18 protein-coding genes and 1 pseudogene are annotated in these 21,519 nt (G+C 41.0%); 10 read left to right on the top strand and 9 right to left on the bottom strand.

Annotation, left to right across the window (positions count from 1 at the left end):
* Positions 1-59 precede the first annotated feature (59 nt).
* Both FH971_RS15925 and FH971_RS15930 read right to left on the bottom strand, forming a co-directional pair.
* Positions 60-1,223: an imelysin family protein gene (locus FH971_RS15925; RefSeq protein WP_137225926.1), complete on the bottom strand. Its 1,164-nt coding sequence runs from the start codon at positions 1,221-1,223 to the stop codon at positions 60-62.
* A 40-nt stretch (positions 1,224-1,263) separates the two neighbouring features.
* The gene (locus tag FH971_RS15930; protein WP_140235629.1) at positions 1,264-2,667 is read right to left on the bottom strand and encodes a hypothetical protein; all 1,404 of its coding nucleotides are present in this window, start codon (positions 2,665-2,667) and stop codon (positions 1,264-1,266) included.
* 181 nt (positions 2,668-2,848) lie between these two features.
* On the opposite strand from FH971_RS15930, the gene FH971_RS15935 reads away from it, so the two are divergent.
* Together FH971_RS15935 and FH971_RS15940 are read left to right on the top strand one after the other, a co-directional pair.
* On the top strand, positions 2,849-4,063 hold the full coding sequence (locus FH971_RS15935; protein WP_140234976.1) for an MFS transporter: 1,215 nt from the start codon (positions 2,849-2,851) through the stop codon (positions 4,061-4,063).
* A gap of 66 nt (positions 4,064-4,129) precedes the next feature.
* Positions 4,130-4,963, top strand: a complete 834-nt coding sequence (locus FH971_RS15940) for a TIGR03899 family protein (protein WP_137225921.1) — start codon at positions 4,130-4,132, stop codon at positions 4,961-4,963.
* Here FH971_RS15940 and FH971_RS15945 read toward each other — a convergent pair.
* The 4 genes from FH971_RS15945 to FH971_RS15960 all read right to left on the bottom strand — a co-directional run bounded on the left by FH971_RS15945 (position 4,953) and on the right by FH971_RS15960 (position 8,270).
* On the bottom strand, positions 4,953-5,552 hold the full coding sequence (locus FH971_RS15945; protein ID WP_137225919.1) for a hypothetical protein: 600 nt from the start codon (positions 5,550-5,552) through the stop codon (positions 4,953-4,955). The genes FH971_RS15940 and FH971_RS15945 overlap by 11 nt on opposite strands.
* Positions 5,553-5,759: 207 nt before the next feature.
* Positions 5,760-6,374, bottom strand: a complete 615-nt coding sequence (locus tag FH971_RS15950; RefSeq protein WP_137225917.1) for a glutathione S-transferase family protein — start codon at positions 6,372-6,374, stop codon at positions 5,760-5,762.
* Between the two features lie 147 nt (positions 6,375-6,521).
* On the bottom strand, positions 6,522-7,199 hold the full coding sequence (locus FH971_RS15955) for a type 1 glutamine amidotransferase domain-containing protein (RefSeq protein ID WP_175405882.1): 678 nt from the start codon (positions 7,197-7,199) through the stop codon (positions 6,522-6,524).
* A gap of 42 nt (positions 7,200-7,241) precedes the next feature.
* On the bottom strand, positions 7,242-8,270 hold the full coding sequence (locus tag FH971_RS15960; RefSeq protein WP_140234977.1) for an NADP-dependent oxidoreductase: 1,029 nt from the start codon (positions 8,268-8,270) through the stop codon (positions 7,242-7,244).
* Positions 8,271-8,492: 222 nt separating this feature from the next.
* Between FH971_RS15960 and FH971_RS15965 the strand changes: the two genes are divergently transcribed.
* Positions 8,493-8,939, top strand: coding sequence for a MarR family winged helix-turn-helix transcriptional regulator (locus FH971_RS15965; protein ID WP_140234978.1), 447 nt, complete (start codon positions 8,493-8,495; stop codon positions 8,937-8,939).
* A gap of 202 nt (positions 8,940-9,141) precedes the next feature.
* On the opposite strand, the gene FH971_RS15970 is transcribed toward FH971_RS15965, so the two are convergent.
* Both FH971_RS15970 and FH971_RS15975 read right to left on the bottom strand, forming a co-directional pair.
* Complete coding sequence (locus FH971_RS15970) at positions 9,142-10,107, bottom strand: sensor domain-containing diguanylate cyclase (RefSeq protein ID WP_167496040.1); 966 nt, start codon at positions 10,105-10,107, stop codon at positions 9,142-9,144.
* Positions 10,108-10,491: 384 nt separating this feature from the next.
* A complete protein-coding gene (locus FH971_RS15975; protein WP_140234979.1) occupies positions 10,492-11,805 on the bottom strand; it encodes a metal-dependent hydrolase family protein in 1,314 nt (437 codons plus the stop codon).
* A gap of 142 nt (positions 11,806-11,947) precedes the next feature.
* Here FH971_RS15975 and FH971_RS15980 point away from each other — a divergent pair, with 142 nt between their 5' ends.
* The 5 genes from FH971_RS15980 to FH971_RS16000 all read left to right on the top strand — a co-directional run bounded on the left by FH971_RS15980 (position 11,948) and on the right by FH971_RS16000 (position 19,385).
* A complete protein-coding gene (locus FH971_RS15980) occupies positions 11,948-12,913 on the top strand; it encodes a 2-dehydropantoate 2-reductase (protein WP_140234980.1) in 966 nt (321 codons plus the stop codon).
* Positions 12,914-13,137: 224 nt separating this feature from the next.
* Positions 13,138-16,443, top strand: coding sequence for an nSTAND1 domain-containing NTPase (locus FH971_RS15985; RefSeq protein ID WP_140234981.1), 3,306 nt, complete (start codon positions 13,138-13,140; stop codon positions 16,441-16,443).
* A gap of 27 nt (positions 16,444-16,470) precedes the next feature.
* A complete protein-coding gene (locus FH971_RS15990) occupies positions 16,471-16,851 on the top strand; it encodes a DP-EP family protein (protein WP_167496041.1) in 381 nt (126 codons plus the stop codon).
* A gap of 123 nt (positions 16,852-16,974) precedes the next feature.
* A complete protein-coding gene (locus FH971_RS15995; RefSeq protein ID WP_140234983.1) occupies positions 16,975-17,739 on the top strand; it encodes a DP-EP family protein in 765 nt (254 codons plus the stop codon).
* A 524-nt stretch (positions 17,740-18,263) separates the two neighbouring features.
* Positions 18,264-19,385, top strand: a complete 1,122-nt coding sequence (locus FH971_RS16000; RefSeq protein WP_206194426.1) for a sensor domain-containing diguanylate cyclase — start codon at positions 18,264-18,266, stop codon at positions 19,383-19,385.
* Positions 19,386-19,607: 222 nt separating this feature from the next.
* Here the strand turns inward: FH971_RS16000 and FH971_RS16005 are convergent, their stop codons facing one another.
* Positions 19,608-19,781, bottom strand: a complete 174-nt coding sequence (locus tag FH971_RS16005) for a hypothetical protein (protein ID WP_206194427.1) — start codon at positions 19,779-19,781, stop codon at positions 19,608-19,610.
* A gap of 14 nt (positions 19,782-19,795) precedes the next feature.
* Here FH971_RS16005 and FH971_RS20670 point away from each other — a divergent pair.
* Together FH971_RS20670 and FH971_RS16015 are read left to right on the top strand one after the other, a co-directional pair.
* Positions 19,796-20,056, top strand: a pseudogene (locus FH971_RS20670) (type 2 periplasmic-binding domain-containing protein); the annotation flags it as partial.
* Positions 20,057-20,211: 155 nt separating this feature from the next.
* Positions 20,212-20,928 carry an oxidative stress defense protein gene (locus tag FH971_RS16015; RefSeq protein ID WP_140234984.1) on the top strand — a complete coding sequence of 239 codons (717 nt, stop codon included), beginning with the start codon at positions 20,212-20,214 and terminating at the stop codon, positions 20,926-20,928.
* Positions 20,929-21,519: the final 591 nt, after the last annotated feature.

Here is a 21,519-nt window from a genome sequence, read left to right on the forward strand (position 1 = left end):
TTGCATTTCCCCTCCCAACAAGGTCGATCCATGATCTTATGGGAGAGGCAATAACTAAATTAAGAGTTCCAATCTGATAATAATGGCAGCACGTCTGACTCCAGTGAAGTTTGCAATGTGGTAAGTGCATCTATTGCACTTTGCACTAGAACACGGCCATCTTCGTCTAAAATTGCTTGGCGGAAAGGCATATCAGTGCTGCCTGAAATGGCTTGAATTTTTAAAATAGCATCATCAATTTCACTGGTAATACGAGTTGATAACGTCGCATCAGCAGCGGCAACAAAGTCTACTAAACCAGTATTATCTGACGCACCAGTAAACTCACCTTGATATACATTGCGAACACCAATGATGTTATTAGCAAAGTCAGTGAGTGAGTTCCATGAATACTGTGACTCCACCTTTGAGGTATCAGCAGTACTGATTGATTCACCAAATGGATCTGCAATTTTACCGTTACCCACTTCATCGACAATACCAATCATGCCGTTGATTAATTCTTCAATAACCGCCAATTGTGATGAGTAAATAGTGTTAGTGGCATCACCAGGGGTTTTAAGTAAATCGGCATAAGGTATAGCAGTGGCACCTTCAGCGTTATAGCTCACTTGCCACGCATCATCTAACAGTGTGGTGTAATCTCTGAACACTTCAGCTAATGCAATTAAATATTCACGCTCACTGGTAGTAAGGTCAGCAATCAACTTGGTATTGCTGTCAACGCCATTGCCAAATAACAAATATTCCATGGTGTGAAAACCTTGAACATCATCGTTCCAAGCTTTAATCGTTTCGGCATCAAAACCGCTGTTATTATCTAACTGAGTCTGTAAATCGGTAGTGTTTAATGGCCAGCTGTCTAAATGCGGATCAATACTTAATGAATCTACTGGGCCAAAAATATGCGACTCACCTTGTTCCCAAGGTTCACGGGCTGATTTCCACGCATTCTGTGCTGTGACTAAATCGGCTTGAGTAGCAGAAGCACTTAGCAATGCTTGTGTTGCCAATAATAATGCATCACCTTTAGCTGCTAAATTTGCATAGCCAGCCACAATGACATCATCGGTTAAATTGGTGATCATTTCAGTAGCGACAAAACTAAAGCCCGTTGTTGGTACATCTGGGATCTCGGTGCTTGTATCGTCAGAACCTGAACCGCCACATGCTGATAGTGCAGTGATTAAAGCCAGTGTAATTGCAGTGTGTTTAACGCGCATAATAAAACTCCATGTAAAAAATGAATCAAAATAATTAAACTTATAGTGAGAATTGATATCCCACACCCAAAGCAAAAAAGTTAGTGTCAGGAATGCTGGCAACCGCTACCTGGTGAAGACCGCCTTCGGCTTTAATCACAATCTCAGGTATAGGGGAATAGTTAATGCCCACACTGCTCCAAGTGTTTTCATAACGCTGGGTTGCTGTGCCAGTTTCAACAGCCATTAATGGATTTGAATAATCAACATTGGCAAACACAGTCATAGGAAGGTCAAACCATTCATCGAGTTTTACACCCGCTTCAACAAAGAATGATTGTGACTCTGAACCCAGTTGTGCAAAGTTACCCGGTTGTAAACCTGGAGTGGTTTTGTTAGCTAGGGTGATAGCATCGGCATTGTCTAACGTGCCATATAAATATTGACCGCGAAGTATCCAAGGTCCTTCAACAAACGCACCTGCGACAGACACAATGCTTAATGCACCATCAACGTCTAACTTGTTACTTTTATGACGATTACCACTGGTATTACCGAAGTAATAAGCCACACCAACAGCACTGCCAGTTTTAAAGTTGCCGTAATCAAGACGACCTGCAAACGCTAGGTCATCTGTATTGACTTCCTCAAAGCGTTTTTGATGGCCAGATGCCACCCAATCATAGGTGCGAAAATACTCAGAATTTAAACCACTAACGACTTGAGCTTGATAATGAAAGTCTGAAATTTCGCCGTAAACACCAATACCGTTTTCGTTCCAAACGGTAGGCATCATTGCAGCCTCACTTTTATGGCGCTGCACGGTCAAATATTGGCTAGGTTTATGTAAAATGCTTGATAAACCAATTGGCAAATGAATGTTACCGAACTTCACCCCAAACGCTTTGCTAGGGCGGTAGCGAATTTCCGCTTTTTCAACGACCACTTCACCACCGGCTTCAACTTCAGATTCAAACTCACCAAATTCATCAAAACCGTCATATTCTAATGCGGAGCCAGTGCCGCCATGTTCATATTCAATTTCAACTTCCATGCTCCAATCATCAGTAAACTGATAACCAAACTCGGTCACTATCCGCTCTAAATCAGTACGATTACGTCGCTCTGCAGAAGTATCTTGGACGTTATCGAAATATTCATCACTGGTGTAAACCGCGCTGCCATATGAGTTAAAACTGAAACGGCTAAATCGATCTTGTGCTTCAGCAGTTTGCTGTACCACGGTGTCAACTTGAGTCGCCACCTGCTTGCTTTGTTGCTGTTGTTGCTTTTGCTCAGAAGCCAATGTAGCAAGCTGTTGTTTTAGTAGTGCAATTTCAGCTTCTTGTTTAGCAATGGCTTTAGCTAATGTTTCGGTATTTGTTGCGGCGTGTGCATTCGACATAGCACTTAAGCCCAATACACTTGCGACAGATACTGCCAACAAAGTTAACTTGTTATTCATCATTTTCTCCGACATATCAGGTTAATGCTCCCTCAAAACGGGACAAGCATATAACAAGTGATAATCATTCGCATTATAATTTACACTATTATTGGTGATTTTATTTACAATAAATTACATTCACCTAACAAATGGTTTTATGTCACTATGGTTTGATAAGCTTAAAATAAGAGTTTCAACCATGTCAGACACTTCCCTTACAAGTGGTAATTCCATTGCTCGCCAACAAACAAATCCACAACAGTTACTGCTGTGGATGACCTTTGTGATGTCAATGGTATTTGCTGTTTGGCAAGCATTATTAAATAACTTTGTCATTGAACGCGCTGCGTTTACCGGAGCCGAAATAGGCTTATTACAAAGCCTTAGAGAAATCCCTGGATTTTTAGCCTTTACCGCTGTGTTTGTGTTGTTGATGATCAAAGAGCAAACCTTTGCATTATTATCGTTGGCGTTATTGTGTATTGGGGTGGGCATTACTGGTTGGTTTCCCGATGTCATTGGCTTGTATTTAACAACGGTTCTGATGTCGATAGGTTTTCATTATTTTGAAACTATAAATCAATCACTTACATTGCAATGGGTTGATAAAGCTGATGCCCCTGGCTTTTTGGGTAAAGCATTGGCTTGGCGTTCGGCTGCAGCGCTATTTGGCTATGGATCGATTTGGCTAATAATGAGCTGGCTTAACCTCGATTACATTTGGATGTACAGCATTATTGGGGGATGTGGATTATTGATGGTATTTGTGATGACGGTATATTTCCCTCGCTTTACCATTGGTTCTATTCAACACAAGCATTTAATAATGAGAAAACGCTACTGGCTGTATTATTTACTGACCTTTTTCTCTGGAGCGCGCCGGCAAATTTTTATGGTTTTCGCAGGCTTTATGATGGTTGAAAAGTTTGGTTATTCGGTGTCTGAAATTACTGGATTATTTCTAATTAATTATGTCGTTAACTTGATCTTTGCACCAAAAATTGGCCGCTTTATTGGTCGAATAGGTGAACGCAATGCCTTGATTATTGAATACAGCGGCTTAGTGATTATTTTCAGTTGTTACGCCTATGTCACCAACGCCAATATTGCTGCAGGATTGTATGTCATTGATCATCTTCTTTTTGCAATGGCGATTGCGACCAAGACCTACTTTCAAAAAATTGCAGATAAACAAGATATTGCTTCAACCATGTCGGTCAGCTTTACAATTAATCATATAGCAGCGGTTATTATTCCGGCGTTATTAGGTATTTTGTGGTTAAGCTCGCCTAAGTCGGTATTTTTTATTGGTACTGGATTTGCCGTATGCTCACTGGCGCTAGCATTCAATGTGCCGCGTCATCCTCGACCAGATAAAGAAACGCTATGGTCACCATCAAGAACAAAACACTAAACGATTAAATATAGATGTCGTATCATACAGGCATGTTGCAAGCATAAAACAGAAAGAGATCTCACGATGGCTGATGTTGATGTAACCGAAATACCTCAAGACAATACCCAAGGGTCCGCTCGACAAAAAACCTTATTGCTTGGACGGATTATCGGTTTGGCAAGCGAAGAAGATTATCGCCCCTCAAGTGCTTCCATTACCGATAGAGCCGATCATCGGCAACGAAAACAGCTCAGCCAGTACCAAGCAAACCTTGAAAGTATTTTTGCTCTTGCACTGAGTTACACCCCTTCAGATGTGACTGGCGTGGAATTAGATCCTGATTGGCGCTACCAATTTTTTCAAATGGCAGAACAAATTCATAACCGTAAAATGCAAGATTTGTGGGCCAGAATTTTAGCCAGTGAAGTCGTCAATCCAGGTAATTTTAGCCTTCGAACCTTAGCGGTATTACTGCAACTGACGTTTCGAGAAGCACAGATTTTTGAAAAAGCCTTAGGCATGTCGGTTAAAATCAACAACGAAATCAGATTTAAATTACTCAGTAGTTATCGAATTAATGGAGGGGTAAAACAATATTTTCGTAAGCACACTCAAACCAACTTCGGCCTGTCACAATTTGGCTTACCTTATTCCAGTATTTTAACCTTAGTCGATGCGGGAATTTTACATAAAAGCGAGTTTGAAACCGGACTATTAAGCAGTAATGAACGTATTCAGTTAACCCTGTGCAATGCCACTTTGACCCTAAAACCCAAAAATCAGCACTTATTATTTACTTATTATCGGTTTACTACTGTCGGTGATGAGTTATGCCAATTAATTCAGGCAAAAAGTGATAATGAATTTATCACAGCAGTTAAGACTATATTAGCCAAAGACTTTATGGTTAATAGTTAATATTTTTATAAAGGTGCGCATATTTAGCTTTATGCTCGCTAAATAGGAATTGACGTAGTATTGCTCGCGACTCACCTTCAGCGCGAATTTTTGCTGCCATTATCCCATTTTCGGTCCTAACAGGCTCAAATGTTATATTAATATGAGTGCCATTTGGTAAAATAAGCTGGCTTGAATGCGGCATTTTGGTATCAAACTCTTGTGGCACTTTAATGGTCATGCCCGAGCTAGACAAAGATAATACCTCGACATCTATTGCAGTATCATTATCAATAACAGTGACATTTTTGACCTGATTAATTCGCCAACTCCGCTCTCCGCCACGCATGTCTATCACTTCAGGAATACCTAACTCAGGCAAAAATTGCCCAAGCTCATCTTGCTTTAAGGTTAACGGGAACCACAAGCGGTAATTACTAATTTCAGCCAGTAAGGTTAACTTGGCATTTCCCAAAATATGAGCAAGCACTTGCGGTACTTCTGTCGCAACACTTAATGAATGTCTCGATAAAGAATTATCGGTACAGTCATCTTCCGGCGAGAACACATTGCTAAAATAAGCGAGCTCTTCATTAGATAAAGTAGACATAGTGTGACCTTATTCCAAATATTGACACTTAAGTCATACTAACACTTTAGTACGATACTGAACAAACCTTAACCAAGTGCTTTACGCGATTTTACTGTGTAATCAAATTGTATACTTTTTGTACAAAAATAAAAAGCGAACAAAGTTCGCCTTGTTGTCCAAAAACCTAAACCCAAAGCAAAAACTTAAGCTTTAAGCTTGTAGCAATTAATGTTCTGCTTCAATTTTCAATGCTTTTTGAAATGACTCATGAGTCAATAATTGCTGATAATATTTGCCAATATTAGGATACTTTTCAAACTCACCGTTTTGGCCAACAAGCTCTGCAATAAACGACATCATAATATCTGCACCGCTAAGACGGTTACCGACTAGATATGACTTACCCTCTAAACGGTCGTTAACATAACCAATCACTTTGGCCGTTTCTGCATCAGCATACCCACCAATAAACCGTGTTTCAGCACCTTCCATATTAACAAAAATCTTCAACAATAATGGCAATGCCGCAGAACTTTCGGCAAAATGCATCCATTGCAAATAATCAATGTAGTCCGCAGTGCCTTTGGCAGGCATAAGCTTGTCAGCTGCATAGGTTTGAATTAAGTATTCAGTAATAGCACCCGACTCAGCTATGGTAAAGTCATTGGCTTCGAGTACGGGTGACTTACCTAACGGATGAACTTTTTTAAGTGATTCTGGCGCTAAAAAAGTGCTCGCATCACGCTGATAAGCAACCAGTTCATAATCGACACCCAGTTCTTCTAATAACCAAATAATACGTTTTGAACGAGATTTATTTAAGTGATGTAGTTTAATCATTAAGCCATCCGAATATTGTTGAACGATAACAATAAGCCCAATGATTATTCATTGGGCTTATTTATAATTCCACCAGAGCTCTTATTTCGAGCCGATGATAAATAAATCATAAGCTAAGTCTAAACAACCCGCTTACTAATTAGCGGGTTAGCTTAATAAAGCTAACATTTTTTCTGCCACTAACTCAGACGATGCAGGATTTTGACCAGTAATTAATTTACCATCAGCTACCGCATATGGATGCCAATCGTCGCCCTTAGAATAAGTCGCGCCATTTTGTTGTAGCATATCTTCTACCAAAAACGGCACTACATTAGTGAGTTGCACAGCCTCTTCTTCGCCATTAGTAAAACCTGTGACATTTTTACCGGCAACGAGTGGGGTTCCGTCAGGTTTTTTAGGGTACTTAAGTGCAGCTGGCGCGTGACATACCAAACCTAAAAGTTTATCTGTTTTATAGCACTGCTCAATTAATGCAATAGAGTCTTTATCATTGGTTAAGTCCCATAATGGACCATGACCTCCAGGATAAAACACCGCGTCATAATCTGCTACGTCAATTGACGCCAATGTCAGCGTATTGGCGAGTAATGCTTGCGCTGTAGCATCGGCAGTAAAACGACGCGTTGAGTCCGTTTGAAAATCAGCTAGATCACTTGTTGGGTCCAATGGCGGTAAACCACCTTTAGGAGAGGTCAGTACTACCTCAACACCTTTATCGACAAATGCGTAGTATGGCGCCGCCAACTCTTCTAACCAAAAACCAGTTTTTTTACCTGTATCGCCTAATTTATCGTGCGAAGTTAATACCATTAATACTTTCATTGTTATTCCTTACATACTGTTTGTTTAGCGTAATCACGTAGATTACAGAGGATCATTTATTTTAATTACAACCTTGCCGAAGTTTTCGCCCTTTAACAGCCCAATAAAGGCTGTGGTCATATTTTCAAGACCATCGACAATTTGTTCACGATATTGAATTTTACCTTCACCAAGCCATTGCCCCATATCTTTGGCAAACTCTGGATAGCGATCACCGTAATCATCAAAAATAATAAAGCCTTGCATCTTAATGCGCTTAACCAGCAAAGTACCCATCAGTAATGACAAACGATCAGGACCGTCTGGTAACGAAGTCGCGTTGTATTGCGAAATTAAGCCACATAATGGCACTCGAGCACCGATATTTAATAACGGTAAAACGGCATCAAACACCTTGCCACCAACGTTTTCAAAATACACATCAATACCATTACCACAGTGGGTTGCCAATTGCTGTGCAAAATCAGCCGCTTTATGATCAATACATTCATCAAAGCCTAATACTTCTTTTGCGAAGCGACATTTCTCTTCGCCACCAGCGATGCCGACGACTCGACAGCCTTTCAATTTACCAATTTGGCCAACCGTGGCGCCAACAGGCCCAGTAGCCGCGGCAACCACAATAGTTTCGCCAGCTTTAGGTGCACCAATGTCTAATAATCCCATATAGGCAGTAAAACCTGGCATGCCCATAATACCCAAGGCATAAGAAGGATGACTTGGGTTATCGCCCAATTTCATCAGCTCTTCGCCATTGGATACCAAATAATCTTGCCAACCACCAAACGCTAACACCCACTCACCCACTTTATAATCAGGATGATTAGAGGCTTCCACTTGTGATACCGTCGCACCCACCATCACATCGTCAATCGCAACAGGATCTGCATATGATTTTGCATCATTCATACGGCCACGCATGTAGGGATCAAGTGATAAATACACTGCGCGTAACAACACCTCACCTTCTGCGGGTACAGGTTTGTTGACGGTTTCTAAGCGAAAATTATTAGCAACAGGCTCACCTTGAGGACGGCTGGCGAGTACTATACGACGATTTTGGGTGTTCATCTTGTGTCCTTTAAATGATATCAGCACCTTAAAATGGTACTGAAGACGACAATATGACCTAAGTCGTTTAAAAATGTTAATGTCGTTAACATTGCTAACATTCGTAATACAGATATCATGTAAACATTGATATCATAGTCAACCAAGGTCTATTAATACGTTCTTTTACTTAAATTGATCAGTCAAAACATGATCAATCACTTTATGAGCTAAGCTTTTGATATGAAAAACGATAAACCCATGCTACTTGAGAATCAGTTATGTTTTGCTGTTTATTCAACGTCATTAGCAATGACCCAACTGTACAAACCTTTACTAGACTCTATCGGGCTAACTTACACTCAATATTTAGTGATGTTAGTTCTTTGGGAGCAAGATGGTTTAAGTTTAAAAACCTTAGCCAGCAAACTCGGACAACAGTCAGGCGCATTAACACCGGTGATAAAACGTCTTGAAACTGATGACCTTCTAAAGCGTATTCGAGAACCTTTAGATGAACGGACCTTGTGCATGCAATTAACCGAAAAAGGTCATCAACTTCAACGCAAAGCAGAACAAATCCACCAATGTATTCTTGAACAATGCGGTATCGACATGTCTGAATTATCAGCATTAAAACAACAACTGGACCAATTTAGGCTTAAATTACCTACCCACATCGAGTGTTAGTTCACAAAATCACTCACACTTTAGCTTAAATCTGCTTTTGCATAGCCATATGATAATCACGATAACTAATTGTGCGCAACTTAAATTAACAATATTTAAGGTCTATAACCGATTACGTGATGCCGCCGCATTGTTTGAAGGGACTAAAATGCTATTAAATCCACTTTGCCATCATACTAAAATGATTATTGAGCACTTGCTCTTACGAGACATTAACACTATTGCGACCGACATGTTTTGATGAATACAACGCCTTATCAGCTCGATTAAATATCTCAGAAAATGCTTTGTCTTGAGAACGTAAGGTTGCAATACCAATACTAATGGTTATCGAAGGAGCTTGTGGTTTATCATACTGTTGCTGAGCTTCTCTTAACCGTTCAGCCAAGACATAAGCAGAGTTCATATCAGTATCGGGTAATAAAATCGCAAATTCTTCACCGCCAATTCTAGCCAATACATCAGCCTCCCTAACATGTTCATTACATATATTAGCAACGCGCTTAATCACCTCATCGCCCACTAAATGACCATAGGTATCATTAACTACTTTAAATAAATCAATATCGATGATCATTAACGAAAAAGGTTGAAAATAACGAGTAGCACGAAAAAATTCATGTTCGCAAAAAGACGTAAATGATCGACGATTAAACAAACCCGTTAATGAATCCGTATTAGCAAGTTGCTCTAGTTTTGAACGTAAGTGATAGGCCGCGGTAATATCGGTAGAAACACCAATAAGGCCAATTAATAAGCCTTTATGGTTGTATAAGGGTTGCTTAACTTCGTGATAAACAACTAAAGAGGTTTGAGTATCAACAATAACATCGTCAGATATTTTACTTTGTGAATTAAGCACTTTAGTGTCATTTACATGCAATACATCTACAACATTCTCGGGAAAGTAATCGCTATCGGAAGTGCCCTTTAGCTTTTCAAGCGTTACGCCAAAGTAGTCAAGCGTCAATTGATTCGCATAAATATATTTGCATTGAGTGTCTTTTAAATAAATGTAGGCATCAACTTGATCAAGAATAAGATCATAAGTATCTAACATCATTTTTTTAGTTTGCTGCTGACGATATCGGCTCAAGTTAAAAAAAAGCAACAAAGCGATAACTAACAATAAGACGAAAACCAATAATTCAACGAGTTCAAGCGACATGAGCATTCCTTAGCTAGCATCTATATATCCATATGCGTCATTGATGATGTTAATGACGTAGATCCAGCAATATACTCTTATTAATTACGGTTAACCATACCGTATCTTAAACGCGGTCAAGAATGAGAAGATTTATTGATGAAAATCAAATAATGAATGTCCGGATTTAATTCCTAAGTGCGACACAAAGCCTATTATTGACATACTACAAATAGACAATGATTATCGGGCTGGGATCAACAATATTGGAGCTAAAATCAATTTAACCTTAGCTCCAGATAATAAACTGTCTGCTGTTTTGCTAATTATCTTCAACTCAATTAACCCAACTCATTTAATCGTTGAGGTTAGTTATTGTCGATACAACTGGCCTACAATAAAATATTAACGCTTATAAATAACGCCGTTCTTCATCACAAATGACACATCTAATAAAGCTTCAATTTGCTCAAGAGGGCTTTTCTGCGTCGCGATAATGTCGGCAAATTTTCCAATCTGCAGCGTGCCAAGTTTATCTGACATATCAATCAGTTTTGCAGAGTTAATAGTTGTACTGACTAAAATATCCTCATTACTCATGCCAGCCTTGCTCATCAATACTGCTTCTTGGGCATTGTCACCATGATGTGACACCCCACTGTCGGTGCCATAAGCAATATTAACGCCTGCTTTGTAAGCCGCACTAAAGTTTTTCATCATATCACCACCAACACGAATCGCTTTAGCTTTAATGGCTGGAGACATAAAGTTGCCCCCAGCCACATTGGCCATTTTCACTACTGTGTCACCGGCCAACAATGTTGGCACTAAAAACGCACCACTTTTCTTCATTAACTTAATACTTTCTTTATCGGCGTAACTGCCATGCTCAATACTGTCGACGCCAGCACGCAACGCCGCATTAATCCCTTGGGCTGCATGGGCATGACTAGCTACTTTTCGACCTAATGCATGCGCAGTATCAATAACCTCTTTAAGTTCATCATCATCCATTTGTTGACCAGTACCAGTATTAGTGTCAGATAACACACCGCCAGTAGAAGTAATCTTAATCACATCGGCACCAAACTTAATGGCGCGACGAGTTGCTCGACGACAATCATAAGGCCCATCACAAATCGTTTTAGAGGTAAACTTGTCGAGCAAATCTGGGCTCATACCATCAACATCGCCATGGCCTCCGGTTACCGACACGCCGCCAGATGCAATAATTCGTGGGCCATCAACCCAACCTTTATTAATGCCATCGCGTAAGGCATATATTTGTTCCGGTTTAGCCCCTAAATCACGAACGGTAGTAAAACCTGCTAATAAGGTCTTTTTAGCAAAATAAGCACTGCGCATTGCCACATCAGCATCCGACATTCTTAACGCTTCACTGTCATTATTCGGCCCAAGTTCTCCCTGTAAATGCACATGCATGTCCATCATCCCAGGCATAACAAAGTTGTTTTTTAAATCAATAATTTCAACATTGTCATTCTCGTTCGCCACTGGCGCTGACTTATAGCCTGAAGTGATAGAAGTAATTACCCCATCCGTTATCACCACAGTTTGCTGAGTTAAAGGAGATTCGCCTGGCGTGGTTAGTAATGTGCCAGCATAAATAACATTAATGTCCGCCGCTTCAGCGACGGCCGATGCCATAGTTAGCCCAAACACTGCCAAGGCTAGAGTGCTAATAGCATTTTTATTCATAGAAACTCTCTTTTTTTTAATTTTAATTGGTTAAGTTTTCTACACTGCCAAAAATACTGTTATGTTACAAGCAAGTAAAATATCGTGTTACATAACGATTAGAAAATCGATTCGTCATAAACAAACAGTGAATGAATATAAAATGGATATTGCAATTTTTGGCGCGGGTTCAACAGGCTGTTATTTAGCAGGTCAGTTATGTCTCTCAGGGTTACAGGTCAGTTTAATTTGTCGTCCAGCGATTAAGCTGAAAATTATCGCTAATAACGGCATTACCATGACCGATTATAACGGCTTTAAACAAACCATTATGCCGCAAGCGTTGATCACTGATATCAACAAAGAGTCGTCAATCAATGGCAAATTTGATCTGGTATTTGTCACCTTAAAATGTCATCAAGTCAGCACTATTGCCAATCAGTTAATGGCGATTACTCATGACAACAGCAGCATAGTATTTATGCAAAATGGCTTAGGCAGTTTTGACAGCATTAAAGACTCACTCGATCATTACAGCTTACTCCAAGGGATCACGCCGTTTAATGTGCTACAACTGCCCAATGCTGTGTTTCACAAAGGCACCGAGGGTGTGTTTACCTTACAAGCAAACCCTCATACCATCGCAATTCAATCTGCACTCGTTAGCCACGGATTTGGTTGCGACATTGAAGCAGACTTTACCCCCATGATTTACGGTAAATTATTATTAAATCTCAATAACGCCTTAAATGCTGTCACCGACTTACCAATTAAACAGCAATTAAGTCATTACAAAAATCGCCGAATGTTGGCCAAAGCAATGAAAGAATGGTTAGCGGTGTGCGAGGCGGCCGACATCCAATTACACCAATACACTAAGGTCAAACCCACTTGGTTACCCACCATTTTATCGCTGCCAAATGTACTATTTAATGTGTTAGCTAAACAGATGCTCGACATCGATCCCAAAGCACGATCGTCGATGTGGGAAGACATTCAAACAAAACGAAAAACAGAAGTCGATTACATCAATGGTGCGGTGGTCAGCATCGGTAAAAAATACGGAATAAAAACGCCGGTCAATCAGTCGATAGTAGAGCAAATAAAACAATTAGAACAACAACATTAACCAGATGCTGTACGCGATATAATTGTCGAGACAAAGCTAATTATACGGTACAATTTTATAACAAAAATACAACTGACGTAATCGCACCCAATAATAAAAGGTGCTAAAAAGACGATGACCTATGATAACCCCACCAGAAGTTAGCTTAGATCTGGATAAAATCATCAAAGTGTCATCTCTATTTAGCCAAACTTAACGCGATTAACGCATGGACATGAATCAAGATGAACGATAGCACTTTCTTTTTTGGCGATTGGCAAATTAACCCGCAAAGCAATAGCGTTCTGTCTGGCGATGTTATTCGCAGTCTTGAACCTAAAGCCATGGATGTATTATGTTTACTATGCCAACACCAAGGAGAAGTGCTAGCAGCAGACGATATTATTAACCACTGCTGGAACAGCATCGCCATTGGTGACAATCCGCTGCATAAAGTGATTACCCAACTGCGTAAAGCATTAGGCGATCAAGCATCTAATCCTCAATACATAGAAACCATCCGCAAACGCGGTTATCGCACCATCGCCAGTGTTGAATACCCTGTTGGTCATCATGCTAAAGTCACTACCCAACAATGGCAAGGCGCCTCACCGTTTCCAGGTTTACGCGCATTTGACACCAACGACTCCAACGTATTTTTTGGCCGAAGCGAGCAAGTTAACACCTTATTAAATCGCATCACTAAACAAATTGAATTTGGCCGAGCCTTTTGCTTAATCCTCGGCCCCAGCGGTACAGGTAAATCATCGCTCATTAATGCCGGCATCATGCCTAATTTAATGTCCAAAAATGGCTTTAACGGGGTTGGCGTAATTGATAATGCTAACCTAGATTTAGCCGATGTCACTAAAGGCCGCTTAATTATCGATATCGCCAGTGCGATGCTCGACTGGGAAATCAATGACCAAGCGGTGTTTACCGACTGTAGTGCCGATATGCTGGCAAACAAACTGCAAAACGACATCAATGCCGTTATTGAATATTGTCAGCTAGCTTTAGCCAAATACTCATCAATCAATGATGACAATGCCCCAAAATACAGTCGGCCCCATTTTTCATTGTTTATCGACCGTTTAGAAATCTTATTAGCGTCGCCATTATTTACCGAATCCGAACGCAACAATGTATTAGATATCCTCGAAACGCTTGCGGTTTCAGGGGTAGTATTAATTATTAGTGCTTGCCGCAATGACTTTTATCCTCAGGTTGTTAGCCACCCAAGCTTAATGGCAGGCAAAGCCAATGGCTCACATTTCGATTTATCGGCGCCAACCCGATCAGAGCTGATGCAAATGATCCGCTTGCCAGCCAATGCAGCTAACCTCACATGGACACTCGATCCCGATACGGCAATGCCGTTGGACGAAATACTTTGCAGTGAAGCCGCCTCAAATCCCGATGCTCTGCCCATGTTGCAATACACCTTGCAATCACTGTATTTAAACAAAGATGACAACAACCAATTATTGGTGTCGGTATACCATTCACTTGGGGGGATAGAAGGCGCCATCGGTAAAAATGCCGAAGAAGTGCTCAACCAATTAAACAACAGCGAACGCGCCGCACTACCTAAAATACTGTCGATGTTAGTCACCCTAACCGAAGATGAAAAATCGATCACTAGCAGCACTGCCCGCTGGAGCGATCTCAGTAGTGATGCCGAAATAAACCTCGTCAAAGCCATGGTTGATAACCGTTTGTTTGTTTCGCATCTGCAACAAGATCAAGCCTGCTTTAGTATTGCCCACGAAGCGCTATTAAGGCGCTGGCCCCGCGCGACCCAATGGATAACCGAGCACAAGGACAGTTTAGCGATTAAAAGCCGTTTACAGCATCAATCCAACCGCTGGCTAGCGGAGTCAAAAAGTAGTGCTTATTTACTGGCAGAAGGTAAACCATTGGCAGAAGCAAGCACATTGCTCAATAACCAATTGTTTAACCTAGAGCCTCAAGAGATCGCCCTCATTCAAGCGTCTAGCAAACAAGCCAACATCGGACGCTGGCGCCGCCGCGCAGTCATGCTAGCCCTTGTGACACTAACATTGATTTCTGTCGCCATGAGTGTTCGCAGCATTGAGGCCGAAACCCAGGCACAACAAAAACGCTTAGCGGCAGAAAACTTACTTGGCTTTATGGTGGGAGAATTCGCCGACAAAATGCGCGGCATTGGCCGCATGGACTTGCTCGATGGTATCAGTAATAAAGCATTAGAATATTTCAGCGACTTTTCTGCCGACGATGCCAGCTATTTAAGCTTTGAAGCCCAGTTTCAACACAGCCAAACCTTAGAAGCCATGGGCGAAGTGGCCTATTTCCGCGGCAATACCGACGAAGCCCGCAGCGCCTTAATCGCCGCCCGTGAGCGCATGCTGCCGTTACTCGAAAAACAACCGCAAAATCTCAACTTACTTAAAACGTTAGGGGCCAATGCTTTTTGGCTCGGCCAGCTTGAATACGATAAAAGTGATTGGGCTGCAACACAGCCTTGGTTTGAAAAGTACTTAGTTCACAGCCAAGCCATGTATCAATACGCGCCAGACGATGACGATGCCATTATGGAATTGTCGTACGCACAAAACTCTCTTGGCTCGATACACATGAAGCAGCAAAACTTTGCTGCCGCTCGAGAGTCATTTGAGCAATCATTGCTACTCAAGCTACAACTATGGGATAAAGATAACACCGAAAGCCAATTAATTGCCGATATTGCGGACACTCGCTCGTGGCTTGCCAGCGCCACCACCGCCCAAGGCGACATTAACGCGGCAATAAAAATACACCAACAAATTCAACAGCAGTTGGCCTACACATCACTAGAAAAACAGCCTTATTTACTGGAACGGTTATCGAGTAGTTACGGCCTATTGTCCAGATTGTTAAGTTACCAAGGCCACCAACAACAGGCTTTTGAGAAAGCACAACTTAGTTTAATCGCAATTACCGATGCCCTTAAACAAGACCCTGATAATGATGTTTGGAAGATCCAACAATATTACGCCTATCTTGATATGTTGGCGTTCAGTGTCAAGCCCATTGGACGCACCAAGGCCCGCAGTATTGAGTCGTTATCTGTCATGTTTGATGAAGACAACACCTTAAAAGCATCAGCACAGAACATGAATATGTGGGCCACTTATCAACTGGCCGCTGCAAATTATTTAGCGACACAAGGACTACTTTCAGAAAGCCTTGTTTATGCGCGTCTCGCAATATCCTCTTTTAGCAAGTTAACCACTGAGTTTAAGCAAAGTTCACTTTATGTGGCGAATTTAACCCAAAGCAATATGTTAGCCGCGTCATTACTGGCTTCCCTAGGCCAGCCACAACAAGTTATCACCTTGTGTCGGCAATCTAAAAGTCTGTTAGCAACTATTGTCGACAAAAATAACGACCCACAATTTACCATTCCTTATGCTCAAGCTCTCGATTGCCTTGGCGAACTCGACCAACACCCTGATTTATTGCAACTGTTACAACAATCGGCCATAACCGATTTTAGGTTTAATCCTAAACTTAAACCTAAACCCTAAACCCTAAACCAAAGTATGGAGAATATAATGTCAAACACTCAAGGCCAAGCAACGCTTTTTAATCTCACAGTCACTCTAAGCGAAAAAGAAGTGCCTGTATTTACTTACACCAACCTAGATGACTCCCCTGTATGTGGCAATGTCGTCGTTAACCAATACAGCACCATCTCTTACCAGCTAATAGATAAAACTGGTAAAGGGCTAAAATTTGTTGGTGCGGCCTTCACCACTCCTTTTGATAAAATTATTGACGCTATTACCATTAGCAGCGATGGCACATTAATTCAATTAACCGATTTAGATGAAACCCCAGGCAATACCGGCTTTCAGTTTGTGTTGTCAAACACCAGTAATACCTTGCAAGTGCTCAGCCCTGACCCACAAGTCGTAAACCGCCCACATAATTAATCTCGTCCAGCATAATTAAAATAACCAATAATTAAACCTTGATAAAACGGCGTGTGTGATCCATTAACACACGGCGAATTATTAGTTTAAAAAGTTAATCTATTATATTTAAAAGGAATTAGTATGAAACATTCTATCTCTTTGGTATTTGCAGCCATATTGTGTGCCTCTCCAGTTATTAGCCAAGCGGCGACACAACAAGAAATCGATTTAGCACTGGCACCGATAAAAAGTAATGCACAACTGCAAGTGGTATTAAGCGACGCGTCAGCGTTAGATGCCCTCGAAGATAATTTACCCCTCTTCCTCAACAGCGTAACCTATACACAGCAAGGCACTCACGACGGGATTCATTTTGACCAAAGCGTGCTAGAAGATAATCTAACCGCGACTGAAATTTATAAAATTCTGGCATTATTTGGTCAACAAACCAATATAGTTCAATATCAAGGTGCCGAAGTCGTTAACGATACTGACCGCTTATTATTAGACATATCCACTTCAGCATTACCATACTGTGATGCCGCCAGCCCAATCGACCTAAGTGTGATTATGGACAGCAGCAAACAAGCGCTATTCAGCTACGCTCAAAATGACGTTGCTTGCGATGGCAACGTTGAACTAACCGAAAACACCACTATCACGTATCAACTGGTCAACACCGCTGAATCTCCACAAGGGTTACGCTTAACGGGTGCAGGCTTTGCCAACCCGTTCGACGCGCATATCGAAACAGTAACCGTTAGCGAAGACGGCCAAGCAATATACTTACAAAATAATATCCAAAATACTGGTGTCAGCAAGTTCCAGTTCATTTTCGCCTCTGATGAAAATACCTTATTGTTACTCAGTCCCGATCCGCAAGTAATTAATACTCCAGAGCATTAAAAATAATAAAAAGCTCAGGCTTGCCCTGAGCTTTTATCTTGTTCAACATAACTAAAACAACCAATAATTAAACCCTGATAAAACGGCTGGTGTTAGCCAGTAACATAACCCGAGGTTGGACTTACCTTTTACCCGTTAACCGAACTCAAAAACCAATCATTTCTCAATAGCCCAACGAGCAAACGCCTGTCAAATAGCGGTCTCGCTACCTCCCTGTAACGGCTTACTATCTGTCAAAGATGCAATCAAATATAGCCGCAAAAAAGGCTATTTAAGCTAAGAACACTATCGGTTTTAGTGAGACAAATCCTAAAACCCAGCAACAAAATCAGCTTGCCTCCAAGGTACATGCAATAGAGCCAACTCAATAACAACAAATTCACACAATAAACGTAAACTTTAAATATAATTAAATCAACAAGTTAAAACCAGAAGATTACCGAAAGGTAAATAAGCCTTATTCCTAATAGAGTGTTTGACATCAACAAGGGGTTACCAATACCAAACGCTTAAGGGAATGCACCATGTTTACCAATGATAAATTAACTGAACTCAATGACACGATTTCTCGTGTGACTAAATTAACAGACTCATTCGCTAAATTTCCCCGAGCGATAAAAATACCATTACGTCTTGAGGAAGAGATCCTATCCGACTCATCATTTACGGATGTCGCTTTTGATGCCACTTCAGCAAGCCACAACGGCAAAATAGCAGTAGCAGATAACTTACAAATTAGCACCTTGCTCAATGTGATCACGGCTATTTCAGAAGCGATTTTTGTGATTAACTCTGCGGGTGTGATTGAGATGATTAATCCGTTAGGCGCTAAATTATTCGGTGCCCCAGCCGAAATGCTAATCGGTCAAACCTGGACCGATTATCTACAAAGTCCTTTTAAAGATGAGTATCAATCTTTATTTGCCTTGTGGAACAGTGCCAGCGATGAAGCCAATAAAGTGACTCAGTTTAATCATGGTCCTAAAGAAATTATCATTAATCGCGCTGACAGCACCTTACTTGAAGCAGATTTATCTTTATCATGTTTACCGTCGATCCAGATAGGTTCGGAGCCGTTATTTATTGGCATCATGCATAACCTCACTACCCATAAAGCTGAGTACAACAAACTGCGCCACTTAGCCCATACCGACAAATTAACCGGCCTTGCCAACCGTCACGCTTTTGATGATGCTTTACAAACCAACTGGAACGACAGCATTAATCACGACCAACCGTTGTGTTTAATCATTATCGATGTCGATTACTTTAAAATATTTAACGATCAGTTTGGTCATGTTAACGGTGATAAATGTTTGCAAAAAATTGCTCAGGTACTGGCAGAGGTTCTTCCCTCTAACAATGCGATGGCAGCCCGTTATGGTGGCGAAGAGTTTGTGGTGATTCTGCCCAACAGCAACCCACTAACAGCAGAATACATTGCCAAAAACATACAAAATCGTATTAACCAGTTAACCTTTACCGACATAGGTTTACCTGCACAAACCAAAATCAGCGTAAGCCAAGGTATAGCCTGTGAACGCAGTGGCCAATACCGCACGCCAACCGCACTGGTTTGCGCCGCAGACACAGCACTTTACCGCGCAAAATCAACAGGCCGTAACCGCATCAATATGAGTAGCTAATATAACTAATGTGACAAAAACGCTTAATAACAGTTTTGATCAGTGGCAATAATGCTGTTTCGATTGGCTGGTTAAATACTGTGGTTCTCGATTACTGTGACTAATTTTGTCGAGCATTTACGTACTGGCAAGGCCATCACCAAAGTGAAGACCTCCAGCAATAAAGCCATAATCAATAATGTAAATGTAAATGTTATCGTTGGTGTGAATGTTAGTACTAGGCTAATGTGAGTCAGTAGGTTGAATAACTGGATTACGATTCACATTGCTGTAGCTGGCGTAAATAACCAATAACCCAGCCCCCAAATACAAGGTTAAACTGTATACTTCGGCCACCACAGTATAACTGGGCATATGCAGTAAGCTGATACAAATCAACATCGCCACCGTCGACATGCGCTCGCCCATCAGGCGTTAGCCGCAATATTGCATTACGCTGCGAGCATTACTTTGCCGCCATCAGTGTGATCTGCCAATCCGATTTAATCATGACCATGCCAAACACCTACGCCATGTTGCTACAACAATCCATGCTAATTGTAGTGTCGCCAATCCCCTTTGAAGTACCAGAACTGGCGGTACACATGTATTGATATCAACAAGCCCATGACGATCCGGTAAACCAATGGATTAGAAACAAATTACTGAATATCTCTGCTCAGTTGTTTTAGCTACATTGATAGAGAATAAGAAACAAGCAATAAATAAACCGTAAGAAATAAGCAAAAATAAAAACCCTTTTTTATATTTGCACCGTTTACACTCATAACAGACCTACTATACCTGTGTGAAAACAGTATTTAGCGAACCATTAGCGGAGTTACCAATGAATAAAATATTACTTACAAGCATCATTTCTGCCTCATTATTTACCTTAGGCGCCACTTGTAGTTTATCGACAGTACAAGCGGCTGAGCTCAGTTTTGCGCATATTGAAACGGTGGGCACCAGCACCATTGAAGCCGCAGCAGACATGGCTATTATTAATGTTCAAGTATCCGTAAATGCCGATAGCGCCAAAGCAGCAAAAGATAAAGCCGATGAAGCGGTTAGCCAATTTATGCAACGTTTACTCAAGGCTGGAGTAGACAAAAAACACATTCAAAGTGCTAATTTACAACTCAACCCACAATATACGTATGTGCAAAATGAACCACGAAAACTCACGGGTTATAGCGCAAGTCGTCAAATGACCATTACCGTAATCGATCTAAATCGCTTAAATGAGCTACTCGACAGCGCTTTGGTTGAAGGCATTAATAACGTTAATAATATTGAACTAAAATCGAGCCAAGAAGCTAAAATCATTACTCAAGCTCGCCAAGCTGCAATTGATGACGCAAAGCAAAAAGCCCAATCTTTAGCCAAAGGTTTTGGTGAACAAATTGCAGGGGTATGGGAGGTGAGATACTTTCCGCAGCAAGCAAATCAGCCAGAAATGTATCGCGCCAGCATGAAAATGAATGCCGATGTGGCACAAACCTATCAACAAGGCCAAGTTGCTATTAGCGACAGAGTTGAAGTGGTTTTTAGATTAAAATAGCAGTAAAAATAATGCCGGCTGAACATGAGTTGTTTAGGGCCTGTTGATCTTTCAAGGTTGTTTTTGCAACGAATTGTTGGTCATTTGTACAAGGCAGAGACTTTGTGGTGTAGTTATTCTACATAAAAAGTCGATAACGCAGTAAAAATGACCAACAAACGCTGCCCGAAGGGTTCGGCTAAAAACGTTTTACTCTTTGTTGAGTCACTCTTCGTTAAGTAAAAGTAGCTTAGATTGCTAGGCAGCAATCCGCTCGCCTCGATTAAAATGTTTTTATCTCGAACAAAATTTAACCTGCAAAGATCAACAGCCCATAGTCGGTTTGCTCTAAAAAACATCATATCCCGTGACACAACTCACATCTTCAAACCAGTAATAACCATATAAAAATTATGGGTTTAGTGTGTAAATTTCATTTATTCACAACAAAAATGATCTAGGTCACATATGAATTCCGCCACCCCAACTAAACTTAAAAAATCGAGCGTGGCGGTTAATTTTATACCAAGGTTATCCATATTAATCTGCATTACTGATAACGCCACGATAGAAATACTCCGTTTTCGCTGTTGCACTTATCAAGTCATTCGC

This window comes from Shewanella polaris (assembly GCF_006385555.1).
Classification (GTDB): Bacteria; Pseudomonadota; Gammaproteobacteria; order Enterobacterales; family Shewanellaceae; genus Shewanella; species Shewanella polaris.

Excerpts from the sequence above, each read along its gene's own strand:
- FH971_RS15925 (WP_137225926.1), bottom strand. The coding sequence starts at position 1,223 with ATGCGCGTTAAACACACTGCAATTACACTGGCTTTAATCACTGCACTA.
- FH971_RS15930 (WP_140235629.1), bottom strand. The coding sequence starts at position 2,667 with ATGAATAACAAGTTAACTTTGTTGGCAGTATCTGTCGCAAGTGTATTG.
- FH971_RS15935 (WP_140234976.1), top strand. The coding sequence starts at position 2,849 with ATGTCAGACACTTCCCTTACAAGTGGTAATTCCATTGCTCGCCAACAA.
- FH971_RS15940 (WP_137225921.1), top strand. The coding sequence starts at position 4,130 with ATGGCTGATGTTGATGTAACCGAAATACCTCAAGACAATACCCAAGGG.
- FH971_RS15945 (WP_137225919.1), bottom strand. The coding sequence starts at position 5,552 with ATGTCTACTTTATCTAATGAAGAGCTCGCTTATTTTAGCAATGTGTTC.
- FH971_RS15950 (WP_137225917.1), bottom strand. The coding sequence starts at position 6,374 with ATGATTAAACTACATCACTTAAATAAATCTCGTTCAAAACGTATTATT.
- FH971_RS15955 (WP_175405882.1), bottom strand. The coding sequence starts at position 7,199 with ATGAAAGTATTAATGGTATTAACTTCGCACGATAAATTAGGCGATACA.
- FH971_RS15960 (WP_140234977.1), bottom strand. The coding sequence starts at position 8,270 with ATGAACACCCAAAATCGTCGTATAGTACTCGCCAGCCGTCCTCAAGGT.
- FH971_RS15965 (WP_140234978.1), top strand. The coding sequence starts at position 8,493 with ATGAAAAACGATAAACCCATGCTACTTGAGAATCAGTTATGTTTTGCT.
- FH971_RS15970 (WP_167496040.1), bottom strand. The coding sequence starts at position 10,107 with ATGTCGCTTGAACTCGTTGAATTATTGGTTTTCGTCTTATTGTTAGTT.
- FH971_RS15975 (WP_140234979.1), bottom strand. The coding sequence starts at position 11,805 with ATGAATAAAAATGCTATTAGCACTCTAGCCTTGGCAGTGTTTGGGCTA.
- FH971_RS15980 (WP_140234980.1), top strand. The coding sequence starts at position 11,948 with ATGGATATTGCAATTTTTGGCGCGGGTTCAACAGGCTGTTATTTAGCA.
- FH971_RS15985 (WP_140234981.1), top strand. The coding sequence starts at position 13,138 with ATGAACGATAGCACTTTCTTTTTTGGCGATTGGCAAATTAACCCGCAA.
- FH971_RS15990 (WP_167496041.1), top strand. The coding sequence starts at position 16,471 with ATGTCAAACACTCAAGGCCAAGCAACGCTTTTTAATCTCACAGTCACT.
- FH971_RS15995 (WP_140234983.1), top strand. The coding sequence starts at position 16,975 with ATGAAACATTCTATCTCTTTGGTATTTGCAGCCATATTGTGTGCCTCT.
- FH971_RS16000 (WP_206194426.1), top strand. The coding sequence starts at position 18,264 with ATGTTTACCAATGATAAATTAACTGAACTCAATGACACGATTTCTCGT.
- FH971_RS16005 (WP_206194427.1), bottom strand. The coding sequence starts at position 19,781 with ATGTCGACGGTGGCGATGTTGATTTGTATCAGCTTACTGCATATGCCC.
- FH971_RS16015 (WP_140234984.1), top strand. The coding sequence starts at position 20,212 with ATGAATAAAATATTACTTACAAGCATCATTTCTGCCTCATTATTTACC.